Origin of the sequence: Segatella hominis (assembly GCF_019249725.2) — a bacterium.
In the GTDB taxonomy this organism is placed as follows: Bacteria; Bacteroidota; Bacteroidia; order Bacteroidales; family Bacteroidaceae; genus Prevotella.
In genome coordinates, this window is the sequence record NZ_CP137560.1 from 300837 (window position 1) to 317413 (window position 16577).

Sequence of the window (16577 nt, forward strand, 5' to 3'; positions counted from 1 at the left end):
TTTATGTTTCGATTTAAATTGTGATTTCTTTTAAGGTCTATCTGCACCACGGGTTCCCCACTTGGATGGCTGATTGCCCATCTGGAGTTCGAGGGTTCCTCCCTTCATCATATCCTGGTACATGATATACGACTTGGTATAGGTCTTGCCGTTGAGTTTGGCAGACTGCACGTAGATATTTTCCGGACTGTTGTTCTTGCAGATAATGGAGAAGTTCTTGCCGTCGCCTAAGCTGATGGTAGCCTTGTCCATGATCGGACTGCCGATGATATACTTGCCGCCTGCAGGCTCTACCTGATAGAGTCCCATCGCAGAGAGAATATACCAGGCTGACATCTGACCCACATCCTCGTTTCCACTCAAACCGTCGAAATCATCCTTATACATCTCGTGCATGGTCTGGCGGATAAGACGGGCTGCCTTCCAAGGCTGACCTACATAATTATACATATAGAGTACCTGATGACTCGGTTCATTACCGTGGGCATACTGTCCGATGAGACCAGAAATATCAGGAGAGGCATTATCGCCCATATTGCCCGTTACGATGAAAAGGGAGTCGAGCTTGGTCACAAATTTCTGTTCATTACCGAAAAGCTTTACAAGTCCGTGTACATCATGTGGAACGAGCCAGGTGTATTGCCAGGCATTTCCCTCGGTATAATCATCCTGACGATGAACGGCTGAGAATGGATTAAACGGTTCGCGGAACTTGCCGTCGGTACCGATGCCACGCATAAAACCGGTCTTCGGATCGAAGTATTTACGATAACTCTGGGCACGTTCTGCGAAATACTTCGCATCCGCCTTCTTGCCTAAGAGTCGGGCCACTTTCGCCACGCAGTCATCAGCCAGCGCATATTCCAGTCCCTTAGCCACAGTCTCCATTTCCGGATCCTTGTCATAAGGCAGGTAACCATATTTCTTGAGAAGACCGAGGCCTCTGTCTTCACGCAATGCCGACTGTTTCATGGCCTCATAGGCTCCCTCCTTATCCTTGACATATCCTTTGAGCACCAGGTCGGCAAGCACCGGAATACCCGGATTTCCCACCATACAGTCGGTCTCATTGCCCATCAGATGCCATACAGGTAGTTTGCCCTGTTGACGATAGATGTTGATAAAGGTACTTGCCACGTCTGGGAGCATTTCCTTGTGGATGAGCGTCATCAGCGGATGGGCTGCACGATAAGTATCCCAGAGTGAAAGGGTGGTATAATTGGTAAAATCACCCTGATGCATCTTACCGTCGGCACCGCGATATTCTCCGTTGACATCAGAGAATACGGATGGAGCAGTCATCGAATGATACATGGCAGTATAGAAAATGCGGCGAGCAATGGAATCTGAAGTTTCCACCTTCACCTTGCTCAATTCCCGATTCCATGCCTCGTCAGCCTGCGCCACTACCTGATGGAAATTCCAGTCAGGAATCTCTGTTTGCAGGTTCTGTCGGGCATTGGCAATGCTGACTGCAGAAAGACCAACCTTGATCATCAGAGGGCGGGTGGCATCTGCCACCTGAACCAGCCAGCGTCCACTATCGAGCGGTTGTACTTGAACCGGTTGAGAGAACTCAGCCACGAAGAAATTCTTCTGGTCCTTCGCCCATCCTGTAGAGAAGCGATGACCAGCCACTGCAGTTTCCTTCACCTCATCCAGCGCATAATCGGTAGGTTTATCCCATCCGATACCCTGAAAAAGGTCGAGTACCAACTGTGCCTTCTTCACGTCTGCCCCAAAGGTATAGCGATGGAAACCAGCACGCTTGGTGGCAGTAAGTTCCACCCATACATTCGGCTGCTGCAATTTCACCGCATAATAGCCCGGGCGAACATTCTCGTTGGCATGATGGAAGAGCACTTCCTTCTGATGAGCATCTGTCACTGGGAGGAAAGCAACATCGCCTAATTCTCCGATACCCGTTCCGCTGAGGTGCTGATGACCAAAGCCGATGAGAATGGAGTCTGACTGATGATAACCGGAACACCAGTCCCAACCACGGGTATGCTCAGTAGGTCCCAGCTGGATATAACCGAAAGGTACGTTGGCACCGAGGAATACATGACCATGACCGCCCGTTCCGATTCTTGGATTGACAAATTGGGTCAGACTGGAGGTTGCCTGAGCTTTATCATGAGCAAAAGCGGCTTGTGGATAGTCTCCACCTATCACACAAGCCAACAATAATAATATAGGAAATAATCTTCTTCTCATTTTCTGAATTTAAGATATATTTTAATGATACTATTTCATGAATTTTGAGAAAGAATATGGCGCATCTGACTCCAGAATACCTCTCTGCAAATTCGGTTTTTCAGAAAGGCGGAAAGAGATCTGCGCACCTTGTCTCAGGGAATTCAGGTCAAGATAATTAAGATCATACTTCTTTCCGTTCATCTGCATGTCATCAACATAGCATCCGTCACCTTCCGACTGTATGCTTACCTGCTGTCCGTTCTCCAGATGGAGTTTCATAGACTTGAAGTAAGGAGTACCCAATGCATACTGTCCTGAACCCGGGCAAACCGGATAGAAGCCCATCGCAGAGAAAACATACCAGGCTGAAGTCTGACCGTTGTCCTCATCGCCGCAATAACCATCTGGTGTCGGTGTGTAGAGGCGGTCCATCACCTGTCGCACCCAATACTGGCACTTCCAAGGTTGTCCGCTATAATCATAGAGATAGATGGCGTGCTGGATAGGCTGGTTGCCGTGTGCATAATTGCCCATGTTCATCACCTGCATCTCTCTGATTTCATGGATGGTAAATCCGTAATAGCTATTATCGAAAACAGGAGGGAGAAGGAATACCGAGTCAAGCATCTGGTTGAACTTCTCCTTTCCGCCCATCAGACGGATGAGTCCTTCAGGATCGTGGAATACCGACCAGGTATAATGCCAGGCATTTCCCTCGGTAAAGGCATCGCCCCACTTGAGCGGATTGAAAGGAGACTGGAATTTTCCATTCAGCAATCTTCCGCGCATCAGACCACTCTCCCTGTCGAACACCTTCTCATAGTTCATCGCTCGCTTGGCAAAAGGTTTCAGTTCCTTCTTCGACTTGCCGAGCGCCTTGCCAAACTGGTAGATACACCAGTCATCATAGGCATATTCCAAGGTACGGGCCACACTTTCATTGATTTTCACATCATAAGGCACATAGCCCAACTTATTGTAGTACTCAAAACCATGACGTCCGGTAGAATTCACTTCAGGATGAACAGCATTGGCTCCATGAACCACAGCCTGCCAAAGGGTCTCTGCATCATAACCACGTAAACCGGAAAGATAAGCATCGGCCACCACAGAGGCTGAGTTGTTGCCCACCATGCAACCGCGATGCCCCGGACTCGCCCACTCTGGCAGGAATCCGCTCTCGAGATAGGTATTGGCAAGACCCGCCTGAATCTTCTCATTCACAGAAGGATACATCAGATTGAGCAGTGGGAAAAGGCAGCGGAAAGTATCCCAGAAACCGGTATCGGTAAACATATAGCCCTTCTGTACGGTTCCGTTGTAAGGACTGTAGTGAACCACCTCACCGGCTGCATTCTTCTCATAGAAAGCACGAGGGAAGAGAACGGAGCGGTAGAGACAGCTATAGAAAGTACGGAGATGGTCAATGTCCTCATCCTCCACTTCTATCTTGCCGAGCACCTCATTCCAGCGGTTTCTACCCTGCTGGCAGAGCTGCTGCATATCTGCCTGTCCCAATTCCTGAAGGTTTTGCCAGGCCTGTGACTCACTGATGAAGGAAGAAGCCACACGAGCCACAACCTTCTCGCCTCTCTGACGAATCTTGAAGGAGATGATGGTGCCCACATGATTGCCTTCCTGCTGGTAAGCCTCCTGATAACCGCCCTGAACCATACCCTGGTATTGACCATCCTTCACATTGACGAAAGCCTCAAAATCATGGTCGAACTCAATAACGAAGTAATTTCTGAAATTCTCAGGAACACCTCCACTATTGCGGGTAGAAAAGCCCACCACCTTTCGCTCCTTCGGGAGAACCTTGATGAAGCTGCCCTTGTCGAAAGCATCAACTACCACATGAGCACTATCGGTCTGAGGAAAGGTGAAGGACATCAGGGCTGCACGTTCCGTAGGACAGAGTTCTGCCGTCACATCATAGTCGGCGAGATAGACACTATAATAATAAGGTGTAGCCTTCTCTGCCTTATGAGAGAACCAGCTGGCACGCTGCTCCTCATCAAATACCGGTTTGCCCACGATAGGCATCAATGAAAACTGACCGTAATCATTAATCCAGGGACTCGGTTGATGCGTCTGCTTCAAACCCCTTATCTTCTTAGCTGCATAGGTATATTGCCATCCGTCGCCCATCTTTCCTGTCTGTGGAACCCAGAAATTCATGCCCCAAGGCATGGCGATGGCAGGATAAGTATTGCCTGTGGAAAGTCCATGGTCGGAATCGGAACCCATGAGAGGCTGCACGAAATCTACCGCATTCTGTACATTCACCCTGACGGCTTGCGCCATCAAGGTGAAGAATACAAATATGAACAAAACTGATTTTCTTTTCATAGACAACAGTCTGAATGATTATCTGAAATTGTTTGGCTGCAGGCGATGGCCGTCAGCGTCATTGGTATCAGCCACATCCCACCAGAGTCTTGTGCCCTGAGTATTCACCTGCTGGAGTTCTGGATGAGAAGTGAAGTAAGTGTTGTTATTCTCGCTGAAAGGATAGAGAATGCGCTTGATATTCTTACCCATAGGCACGTCACCTCCACTATTGTTGGTCAACTGATTTGCCAAAGCAGGATAGTCGGTGCGACGGAACTCAGCCCATCCCTCATTACCATTAGGGAAAATAGCCATCCACTTCTGGGTGATGATTGCTTCAAGCTGCTTCTCCTTGTCGCTACCCTCGAACACCTTACCCGTAAGGGCCTTCTCACCATCGATGTAAGCCTGTGCCTTGTCATTGGCAATGCCGTAGTAGTCCATAGATGCCTTGATACCAGACTTATAGTAATCCTCTACGGTACCTGTAAGTTCCATGCCAGCCCATCCACGCAAAACAGCCTCTGCCTTCAGGAACTCAGACTCAGCATAGCCCAAGAGGAGGTAAGCACGCTCACGACTGAAGAAGTAGTTAGGATCCAAGTTCTTGCCCAGACTCTTAGGCGCAGTACGGGTGAGTGAATAATTCAAGGTTCCCATGTCAATGACAGGAGCCTGAGCACCACGCTCACAACCTACGAAGTCTTCACGCTGGCTATCTTCACCTGCCTCCAAAGTGCTCGCTGTCATCTTGCCACGATACCAGCTTACCAAGCAACGTGGGTCTATCTTCTTGGTGGTATAGCTATTACGGCCTGTCTTGATCTTGTATTCTGCACCACCTTCACTGGCGTTGCGATAGAAGTTCTCCAAGTCTTTAGACATCACACTCTCACCATTGTAGCAAACACTACACATCACCAGTGGATGCTCGTTACCACCGTCATCAGTACCACCTTGGCTTACAGGAGCATACTTAGGAACGATCTGCATATTGTCGTCGTTGCTCTGCATCAGTCCATACTCGTTGTTAAGAGCATTTTGTGCCTCCTGCTTTGCACGAGCAGGGTCTACGTTGGAGATACGCAAAGCCATGCGAAGGCGCAGGGTGTTGGCAAATCGAAGCCACTTGTTCCAGTCGCCATGATAGCAAATATCGTCTGTGGTATAACCAATCTGGGTTGCATCCGTTGGCTTGATACTGTCTACAGCCTGCTCCAACATACGGAACATGGCATCGTAAACCTCAGCCTGGGTGTTGTAAGACACATTGTTGGTCTCAGGAATCTTGGCCTGCACATACTCCTTGAAAGGCATATCGCCATAAGTATCGGTATTGGCAAGTGCTAAGAACGCATAGTAGATACGTGTGGCATAGAACAAGTTCTTGTACTTCTTGGTATTTTCGTTGAACTTGTAGGCACGCAACAAGGTACGATACTCACTGCTACGGTCGGTATAGAAATGTCTCCAGCGCGCACTGCTCCATCCATCTTTATAAGAATAATCAGGAGATGCGCCAGCATGCTTGGGCTGGTTGTTGGCCACGAAACCCGCATAGATGTCATGACTCAGGTTGGTAGTGGTCTGATAGTCGTTGAAAAATCCCTCATAGAGGAAGTTGCGGAAAACAGAGTTGGCAGAGCTCAACTCACTCTTCAGCGCCAAGGAGTCTTCCTTGCTCACCTTATAGTCGATATTGATATCGGCATACTTGGTATTGTCCTCTTCACCAGGCTGCTCTTCACCGCCGCCAGTAGTGTTATCAGGCAATTCGTATGGATTCTTGCTCATCTCATCCATGTCATAGCAGGAAGATAAACTTACCAATGCCATGGACACAAGCATCGTCTTGAATATAATCGTCTTTTTCATTGTCTTGAACTGTTTATGATGTAGTTGATAGTATTTAGAAGCCTACATTGACTGAGAAACCGAAGGTGCGGGTATATGGCACTGCGGCAAAGTCAAGGGCCTGTGAGAACATAGAAGTATCATAACCTCCATCAGGATTGCCTGGTGTATGTTTCAGCAGGAAGCAGAGATTACGTGCCACAAATGACAACTTCACATTGGTAAGAGGAGTCTTCTTGAGCACGCTCTTTGGCAGGCTGTAACCCAATGCGAGTTCCTTCAACTTGATATAGGAAGCGCTGTGGATAAACATCTCTGCATAACCCTTCTGCGACTTGTACAAACCGATGTTGGAATAGTAAGACTGTGCACTTACCTCCTTGGTATTCACCTGTCCGTCGGCTGTCACACCAGGAACTACCATATAGTAGTCGCTCACACCATTCAACTCCTTGTACTCACCACGATAAGTCGAACGCTCTGAAGTTCCTACAGCAGTAGCCATACCTTCTGATACGCTCACGATATCGCCGCCAAATCGCATATCAAACATCGCAGTGAGACTTACACCCTTATAGTTCAGACTTGGAGTAACAGACATGAGAAGCTTTGGCTCGATGTTTCCGATAGGATGATCGAGGATATACTGCTCCAGATTTCCGCCTGCATCACTACTGGTAACAGGCATCGGAAGACCGTTCTCGCCAATCACCATCTGACCATTCGCATCGCGCTTGATGAGGTTATTGGCATAGATATCGCCCAACTTACCTCCTGCCTTCGCACCTACCTTAACTGGCATGTTGCCATCGCCATTAAAGTAGATGTGATCCACGCCATTAGCCAGTTCATCTACACGGGAGATATTCTTGGAAATATTCATGGTGAGGTCGAACTTGAGGTCCTTGGTCTTGACAGGTGTGCCGTAAAGCATCAGCTCAATACCCTTGTTGGTAATCTTACCTGCATTCACCCATTGCTGTGTCCAAGGAGCAGATGCATCTACAAGCATAGCCTGGTTCTTGGTCTTGGTATAATAATAGGTGAAATCAAATCCCAAACGGTTCTCCAGGAACTTCATCTCAAGACCCCACTCGAAGGAAGACTTGATCTCTGGTTTCAGGTTGCTGTTCTTCTTCACGGTCTGTGGAATTGGCACACGGATGCCATTCTCATAGGTATAAGAACGGGTGTTGTAGAGATTGTATGGATTTGGGTCCTTACCTACCTGAGCGAAAGACAGACGAGTCTTGGCGAAAGTCATCCACGCTGGCAACGGATGGTTGATAGAGCGCATGAAATCGCTGAAGATATAGCTCACACTTGCACTTGGATAGAAGAAAGAACGGTTGTCCTTTGGCAAGGTAGATGACCAGTCGTTGCGGGCTGTAAGATCCAATGAGAGATACTCACGGAAAGCCAACTGCAAAGAACCGAAGGCTGAGTACATAGAGCGCTCATGGCCATTCTCACTGGCATTGGTCAACTGATAACCTGTATTGAAAATCCAATTATCCTTCTCCAACATATTCTTGGTAGCAGCACTCAGCAACTCGTACTTCTGGTACATGATGTTGGCGCCCAGATTGTAACCCAAGCGCAAATCCTTGGTCACCTGATTGTCACCCAAGAAGAGGAAAGAGATATTGTGCTCGAAGTTGTTTTCCTCCGAACGGCTCATATTATCATCGGTAACGATCTCGCTCCAGTGTCTGCCCGGAATGCTCACAGCAGAGTTACCCAAACTCAAGTCTGTGGCCTGGATGCGTGTGCGATAGTAATCGAAAGCATATTTAGCATTAAACTTCAACCAGTCGGTTACGTTGACATTAGCACCATAGTAACCGAAGGCACGCCAACGCTCATCACTATTCTGGAAGCGATGACGAACATAGTATGGGTTGGCATACTGCATATCTGGTCCGAACCAGTTGCGATGCAATTGGTCCTGAGTTGTATAAGTCTGAAGATCCTGCAAACGCACGTTGCCAGGAATGAGAAGCAACTGGGCTACCTCTCCATTGAGACCAGTCATCGGACGGTTCTCGGCTTTCATGCGAGAAACAGAAATCTTGCTATCTGTAGAAAGATACTTATTGATAGTTCTACCTGCATTAAGGTCAACTATCAGCTTATCCAATTTCTCTCCATCGAAAAGACCCTTATTGTCGTTGAAGCCCAAAGAGAGACGGAAATGACCTTTCTCATCAGAATTTCCGAGAGCTACGGTATGGAACTGAGAGAAACCTGTATTGAAGTAATCCTTCAACTTATCGCCATAATATCGGTAAGCGATGTTCTCACCGAGAAAAGAAGGTTCCATTCTGCCATCAAGCGGAGCACCGAATGCCAACTCGCTGGAAAGCGTCTTGTTGCCATCCTCATCAGTCTTATAAACCGTAGCACCCTGAGAGCCCTGTCCGTACTGCTTCTGCATAGGAATTGTTTCAGCCACCTTACTCCAAGTAAAGTTACCGTTGTATGTGATGCCGAAACCCTGCTTATGACTACCCTTCTTGGTTGTAACGTAGATCACACCATTACCTGCACGTGAACCATAGAGGGCTGCAGCGTTGGCACCTTTGAGTACCGAGATAGACTCGATATCCTCTGGGTTGATGTCCAGAGAAGTGCCACCACGGTCGTATCCGCCATAAGCAGAAGCATCAGAACTCTGGTTGTCGGTAAAAGGAACACCATCTACCACCCAAAGAGGCTGGTTATTATCAGTAAGAGAAGAGTTTCCACGGATAGTGATCTTGGTAGAACCGCCGAGACCCGTGCTGGAAGTATTCATCTGCAGACCAGCCACCTTACCGTCGAGGGCACCAGTCACAGAAGGGTCGCCAGTCGTATTGAGAGCATCCGCCTTGACATCCTGTACGGAATATCCCAACATCTTCTTCTCACGCTTGATACCGAGGGCAGTAACCACCACTTCCTTCAGCGCCTGAGAGTCAGGAAACATCTGTGCGTTCACGTTATGTCCTTCCTTTGCAGCCATATCCATCGTCTTATATCCGAGATATGTAAACTGCAAGACAGGGGCAGGTTCATCGGTCTCGATGGTAAAATTACCATCCATATCAGTTACAGCACGATGATTGGTGCCTTTTACGAGGATGGCAGCGCCAATGAGAGGTTCCTTGTTTTCATCGAGAAGCGTACCCTTATATGTACGTTTCTGTCTTGGTTGCTGGGTGCTTGGAGTTGTAGTAATTTCCTTTTTCTTCAGATAGATGATTCCATCCTTAATCACATAAGATACACCCTTATCCTTCAAGAGCTTGTTTAAAACATCCTCTACCTTACCGTTCTTCACCTGAACGGCATTCACCTGCATCTTTGCCAAGTTGTCGTCGTAAGTAAACTGGTATTTAGACTGTTTCTGGATTTTCTGGATGACTGCTCCCAAAGTGGTCTGAGAAACATTCAACGAAATCTGGGCTTTTACAGATGTCCAGGAACAGGAAACCAACATCAGAGCCAAAGCTGCAGCTGCGGTTTTAGTTTTTTGTAAATGATACCAATGTGTCATAATCCTTGTTTTTAGCATTTAGGTTGTTATAACTACCTTTTGTTGTTATTAATTTCAAATATATAACAGCAAAAAACAAAAAAACACTTACCCAAAAAATTATTTTTTTGAATAAGTGCTCTCTTTTTCTCGTATAACAGTATAATTAAGGTGTAAACCTTACTTCGTGATAAATACCTTACTGCCTTTCACGTGATAGTGGATAGGCAGGGTGTTCTGCAAGAGATCGAGAACCGAGTCGATGGTCTCCTTCTCTTTGATGACACCGGAGTAAGTATTCTCCTGATCGATGGTAGGATCAACAACTACCTGCACATCGTAGATATTCTCCAGCATCTTGGCAATTTCATTCACGCTTGCATTATTGAAGGAAGTCTTGTGCTCATGCCACATTGCATCCTTATAGACATCGGTTTCAGAAACCGTCATGCTACCTAAGCGCGCATCCACACATGCCTTCTGTCCTGGTTTCAAGACGATCATGCCCTCATCATGATTTCCTTCTACCCTCACCTTACCTTCGAGCAAACTGACGGAAGCCTGCTGATGAGCCTTATCCACATGGAAATTGAAAACGGTACCGAGCACCTTAACACTCATCACATCGCTCTCTACGATGAAAGGCTTGTGCGGATTTTTGGTCACCTCAAAATAACCTTCACCGTCTATCTCTACCTTACGGTCGGAACCATCAAACTCTTTCGGATATTTGATGGAAGCAAGTTTGTTGAGCCAAACCTTAGTTCCATCAGGTAAAGTAACCGTCGTATCATTGTCGGCACTGGCCATCACCACCTGCATCTGCATATTAGAAATCGGATTGTGCTGGAGATAGAACCAGGCCAATCCACCCAATACGCAGACCACAGCAATCGCTGCAGCCCGACGCCACATACCTATTATATGCGCATGATGCTCAGCCTGCTGTTCATCCTTCATCTCCCTGATCTTAGCCTGCATTCTCTGTTCAGCAAGCACCAGTTGGGTCTTTGGCATGAACTGCGCCTTGAGCTCATCGCTCAACTTTTCTTCTTTGAAAAGTTCTTGTTTTTCCTCCGGAGAATTCTTCAACATATCCCTTAATGCGATGAGTTCCTCTTCCGTGCACTCACCTGCCAAGAATCTCGCCTTTAATTCCTCATTTATCATATAACAATCTTGCTTAATATCCTTAATTAATTAACGATCTAATTAATTACCATAACAATAATTGTTGAGAAAACACTTACTCAATAACCTATAAAAAAGGTATAAAAAACACAAAAAAAGTTCCCAAACGAGCCCTAAGAGACTTTAAAGCCTTATAAATATGAGCTTCAACGGTACGTACGGATACGTTCATCATCAGAGCAATCTCACTATTTTTCATATCCTTGAGATAGCTCAAAACGAATATTTCCCTGCATTTATCAGGAAGTTCCCCTATGGCCTGATTGATTTTTCTTCTCAACTCCATGTTTTCCATGTCCTGTTCTCCATCTCCCAACGAAGAGAAGTAGCACGACATACGCATTTCGTTGATATCTTCAATGGCTGCAGTATTGACTTTCTTATAGCGCTTCAAGTAATTCAATCCTCTTGAGTAAATCGTCTTATAGAGGTATGATTCTATCTGCGGGACATCCGTCTCCAATGCATCCATACGATTCCACAATTCAAGAAAAGCTTCTTGAACTACATCATCGGCAGCGTCCTCACCTACGATACGTTTAGCATAATAAAACATTCGAGGGTAGTACTTTCTAAATATCGCTTGATACGATTCTTCTTTTACTGTCTGCATTACATTATATATCTTTAGCTATTAGTTCTGATTTAGGTCGGTTTACGCCAGTTATCTGCGTATTTCTTCACTTCTTGAACTACTTTGGGCGCAAAGGTAAGTAAAAAAGATGATAAAAACAAATTTTTGCTTACAAATCAACTATAACATCTGTTATTTTTTTACTTTTTACTACTTTTCATAACTGTTTCCATACGTAAATTTAAAAACTGTAGTCAGTGCACTCCCTAAAGTCTGCTTTTAGTCATTAAACAACTATTACACAAAAACTTTTATTTATAAAAAGTATAGAACTTCGCAGACTATTTCTTAACTTGTCTTCAATGGTTACCTTTCTTCATCGCCTTCAAAATGCGATAGGATGTTGTGCGAAATCTTGTTGTTTTTATATACAATATTATACCCAAAAAGTCTGCTAGCATTACTGCCAGCAGACTTCATTTTTCGCTAATTTACTCTAATTCTGTAGTTACTGATTTACTTAGCAATAATCAATTAAAACGTATCCTAAAAACCTAATCTTTCAATGAAAACTATTCTACCCTTTTCTCTATAGTATGCTTTTAAAAAAGACCATTATCTTGGAATTTATTCAGCCACAGCCTGCTGCTCTGAAGAAACCTGAGCTTCTGTTGCTTCTGTAGGAGTAGCAACCTCCTGATTTTGCTGCTCAGTAGAATCTTCTGCACCAGCCTGTGGAGTGACAGGAGTACTTACTGCTGAAGAATCTGTAGGAGTAGCAGGAGCTACGGTGTCAACTGGAGCAACCTGAGCATTACTCATCATCTTATTGGATGCAAATACGTTACTTACTGAAACCATTACAATAGCTGCGATAGCTGCAAATACGAACTTTTTCATAATCTTATCGTTTTTAATTGTGAATATTTATTTTTATTACTTTCTATCTTTGTGGATTCATTGGCGAACCCACTAATGATATTCACAATCTGCGTGCCAAAAGAAGACAAAAACACAATACATGCTGATTATCAGATAGTTATACTATATGTGCCAAAAACAAAGATTGTGGAAAATGGGGAAATCGTGTGGAAATATTCCACAAAAAACTGGGGAATGGCATTTTTTCATATAGATTATCTTTTCAAGTTTATTAGAATGAGATGATGGCAAATGGTATAAAAAGAAAAAGGCAACTGCAAGCATCTTCTGCCTACAACTGCCTTACCTCTTATATATGGAAAACCTTATTTCTCCTAAAATGAAGAATATCGCTATTAAGCGAAGTTCTTCTTGTTGGCTATTGCACCAAGCTCTGCTACGGCTGCAACCACCATTGCTAAAATCATACCTAATACTATCATAATATAGTTCCTTTCTCTCTTAAAATCTGTTATCCTAATCTTTACCTTAATATATATGCTCACATACTGAGCATCCTAAGATGCTCATCTTCAAGCCTTTTTACTTGCTAAGATTCATTTTCTTGTTGATCTCTACAATCTCAGCAAATGTGATAGCCAATACAGCTAATGTCATTCCAAAAATCATCATAATTGTTACCCTTTCTTTACTTTAATTATCGTTATTCAATCTTTTCAAGTGCAAAGGTAATGCCTTTTTGTGTACGCACACAAATTTTGAAGGGATATTTTCAAAAAAGCCTATATTTCTTGACTTTCATCAATTTCTGTCATCGTCAGTAAGACAAAATGGCGTATTGGAATTCACTATCTGCCAAACTTGCCATAATTCCCAATGATGGTAAGCAGACACCGATGAAAGAGCTGACAGAAGAAAAAGAACGGCAATATGAAGTTACAGTACTGATGACTTGGATTGAAAAACAACTATGATAAGCTCTGTACAGATGACTTATACATGGAAATTACTTTCTCTGACTGTTTCCTCTTTTTTGGATTCTTCCATACTTATCCTTGTAAGTAGTACTGGAGGAATTACCTGTTTGCCGTGTGGTACTGGTACCCGTACGCTGTCCGTATTTATCACGATAGACAGTGGTAGATGTAGAAGACGTTCCGGTATTCTTAATGCTGGTAGTGGAGGTTCCTGTCCTTTGACCATATTTGTCACGATATACCATATTAGTCTTGCCCTGGGAATTAGTAGTACTCTCAGATTTTCCAGTAATCTTACCATATTTGTCCTTATATACAGTAACAGACTTATTACCGCGAACAGTAGTCACAGCTGTACCCTGCAACTCTCCGTTCTTTCCCCGAATAGTCTCCTTGATAGTCTGAGCCTGCAAACCAGAAACCAGAAAGACCGTCATAAATATTAATATAAATTTTCTCATAGCTATACCTTATTAAATTCATAATGATCAATCAGCACATATCCATATTATCTTATTTGGGTGTAAAGATAGAGAAAAAAAATCATGCCTGCAAATAAAATAAAAAAAAATCCACTTTTAGAAGAAAGAAAAATGTGGAGATCTAATACTTTTCAATGAAGCAACAATATTACCTTTATAATTTTGTCGCACCTTTAAGAATTTAAGATTTTATCTCAAACCTTATAATTTTGTCGCAGATAGAAAATAAACTTTATTATTTTGTCCATATCCATCTTATAATTTCGTCGTAACGTCTTATAAATCTGTCGCAGATAGTATTCGTAAATCATTGGTCATCAAAAAGTTATAAATTCTGAAAATAATAAGTCAAAATTAAAAAGATAAAAATGAGCAGGACAATTTAATCTATAAATAGGTATTATATAATATATATCTTGTAATAAATAGGGTACTTTTATCCCTATCTTACTGGAATCTCCCCCCCCTTCCTGCTTTTTTGGGAAGCCAAGCCTCTAAAATAGAAAGCAGACTTTTATGCGCATTAAAATATGTATATTTCTGTTTTATAATTTAAATTAATAACATCTACTATACCATAAAAATGAAAGAAAAGTCATTTTACTACGACAAAATTATAAAAATAGTAATGCAACTTTAGAAGAAGGTGCGACAAAATTATAAAATAAACACAATCCTCTCAACATAACCTGCGTCTTGGTATAAGACCTTATAATTTTGTCGCAAATAGAGCTATTACATCCTAAAAATAACGTATGATAACCTTCAATAACAATGAGCATCATGCATGAGAACTTTAAAAATAAGGGAATAACTTTATAATTTTGTCGCAGCATTGATAGATATCTGCTTAGTACTGACAGAATAATTCCAATAAAAACTCTTTCCAGAATCGTTTCTGCGACAAAATTATAAAGTATAAAATCTCCCTACCCCAACCTAACAACTGCAATAGCTATCTAAAAAATATCCCTATTTATATAATATACGACAAAAATATAAATATAATAGATTCATTTGCGACCACTGGTGTCCACTAAAATCCATTAACAATTGGATTAACAGTCTGATTTCGAGTAACATAAGCTAAAATTATAGACTCTATGGGTTAGAAAAACAACCAAATGGGAAAACTTACAAATTGAAAGTAAGCTAAGTTACAAGTCTCGTTTAGATAGAGCCAATTGCAATTTAAAAGCCGCTTTGTTTGATATTTCTTGCAATGATGTTCGAAATCGTAAGAAAATTAAAAGTTAAAAAACTTAAGTGGACACTAGTGATTTGCGACATCTTTATAATTCAGTCTCAAATAACATCAAACTATAATTTTAGCTTATAATTTTGTCGTAGCTTACTTTCGTAAGCCTCAATATAGGACCATAAAAACATTTCGAATGTACATATAAAGTAGTTAAATCTTATAATTTTGTCGCAACAATACATATCAAGAAACATATAATAAGCTTTATATCAATTAGTTAAAGAATTTCCGTTCATGTATTTCATCAAAATGTGAAAAGAAGTCTTCTCTCATGATATTAATTTCATTTGCGACAAAATTATAAAGCTTACCACAGATTTCAATCGTCATAAAAGCCCATTTATAATCTTGTCGCAATAAAATTAAACTCTTATAATTTTGTCGCAGATATACCAATAACTTTATAAAATTGTCGTATCAAATAATCAGCATACTTTAAAGTGAAATTTACTGTTTTATATCTAACTATCAGATAATCAAATAGATAAGTTCATATGGAAACTTAAGTAACCAGACTGTATTAAAAATAAGCCTTTAAAAGATGAAAGCATTTGCAACTATTAACTTATTATAATGTCGTAAATATAATTAATTTTAAGCATTTAAACTTTATATTTATGTCGTAATAGAATACGTAAAGTATTGAATATCAGCGATTAACATACTGTTGCGACAGTTTTATAAATTATAAAGAGACCGATAGTCTTAGTTTGGTTAAAAATACATAATATACGACATTGTTGTATTGTTTGTCGCACAAAAATCAGCAGGAGTTAGAAAAAAGGAAATATTATCAGCAGGTTTATCTGAAACTTTGTAAGCTTTTAGATAACCTAGATGATCTAAACTTGCAGGCAGAATCTTTTGCAGAAGAGGATGAATACCATTTTGATTTGAAAAATCAGATTTTGTTGTTACACGAAAAATTGCTTGATTTTATCAATGATGTATTTGTTTGGCGTGATCACAAGGAAATGGGTAATTATTTAGGTGAAATACAATCACTTACTTCAGACTCTTAGATATATGAAAACTAATCTACATGTTTGCATACCTACAAAAATGCAAATTATATTGTAATCATGTTTATATGCATACAAACATTACTACCCCCCACTCCATTTACTATTTCGTTGATAATTAATGGATTGCGTGCTTTTTTGTTTGATGCTAACATGCAAACATGTTTCTAAAAACACAAAATAACTTAAAATATTGATTACATGCAAACAATTTTGCTTATTTCCTTGTGTATTTCAAATTAATAATGTATCTTTGCAAACAGAAATCAATTTATATTTTTAAT

10 protein-coding genes are annotated in these 16577 nt (G+C 42.2%); 2 read left to right on the forward strand and 8 right to left on the reverse strand.

Annotation, left to right across the window (positions count from 1 at the left end; genetic code table 11):
* Positions 1–30: 30 nt before the first annotated feature.
* The 7 genes from KUA50_RS16790 to KUA50_RS16820 all read right to left on the reverse strand — a co-directional run bounded on the left by KUA50_RS16790 (position 31) and on the right by KUA50_RS16820 (position 12569).
* Positions 31–2217, reverse strand: coding sequence for a GH92 family glycosyl hydrolase (locus KUA50_RS16790; protein WP_218457947.1), 2187 nt, complete (start codon positions 2215–2217; stop codon positions 31–33).
* Positions 2218–2247: 30 nt separating this feature from the next.
* On the reverse strand, positions 2248–4551 hold the full coding sequence (locus KUA50_RS16795; RefSeq protein ID WP_218457946.1) for a GH92 family glycosyl hydrolase: 2304 nt from the start codon (positions 4549–4551) through the stop codon (positions 2248–2250).
* An 18-nt stretch (positions 4552–4569) separates the two neighbouring features.
* Positions 4570–6408, reverse strand: coding sequence for a SusD/RagB family nutrient-binding outer membrane lipoprotein (locus KUA50_RS16800; RefSeq protein WP_218457945.1), 1839 nt, complete (start codon positions 6406–6408; stop codon positions 4570–4572).
* Positions 6409–6442: 34 nt separating this feature from the next.
* Positions 6443–9925 (reverse strand): SusC/RagA family TonB-linked outer membrane protein, encoded by a 3483-nt coding sequence (locus KUA50_RS16805; protein WP_218457944.1) that lies wholly within the window; start codon positions 9923–9925, stop codon positions 6443–6445.
* Positions 9926–10084: 159 nt separating this feature from the next.
* Positions 10085–11074: a FecR family protein gene (locus KUA50_RS16810; RefSeq protein ID WP_218457943.1), complete on the reverse strand. Its 990-nt coding sequence runs from the start codon at positions 11072–11074 to the stop codon at positions 10085–10087.
* An 88-nt stretch (positions 11075–11162) separates the two neighbouring features.
* Complete coding sequence (locus KUA50_RS16815) at positions 11163–11708, reverse strand: RNA polymerase sigma-70 factor (protein WP_118117698.1); 546 nt, start codon at positions 11706–11708, stop codon at positions 11163–11165.
* 588 nt (positions 11709–12296) lie between these two features.
* Positions 12297–12569, reverse strand: coding sequence for a hypothetical protein (locus KUA50_RS16820; RefSeq protein ID WP_022110228.1), 273 nt, complete (start codon positions 12567–12569; stop codon positions 12297–12299).
* An 812-nt stretch (positions 12570–13381) separates the two neighbouring features.
* Between KUA50_RS16820 and KUA50_RS16825 the strand changes: the two genes are divergently transcribed.
* A complete protein-coding gene (locus KUA50_RS16825; protein ID WP_218457942.1) occupies positions 13382–13525 on the forward strand; it encodes a DUF4186 domain-containing protein in 144 nt (47 codons plus the stop codon).
* Positions 13526–13557: 32 nt separating this feature from the next.
* Here the strand turns inward: KUA50_RS16825 and KUA50_RS16830 are convergent, their stop codons facing one another.
* Positions 13558–13989, reverse strand: a complete 432-nt coding sequence (locus KUA50_RS16830; protein ID WP_218457941.1) for a hypothetical protein — start codon at positions 13987–13989, stop codon at positions 13558–13560.
* 2019 nt (positions 13990–16008) lie between these two features.
* Between KUA50_RS16830 and KUA50_RS16835 the strand changes: the two genes are divergently transcribed.
* Positions 16009–16293: a hypothetical protein gene (locus KUA50_RS16835; protein ID WP_218457939.1), complete on the forward strand. Its 285-nt coding sequence runs from the start codon at positions 16009–16011 to the stop codon at positions 16291–16293.
* Positions 16294–16577 lie beyond the last annotated feature (284 nt).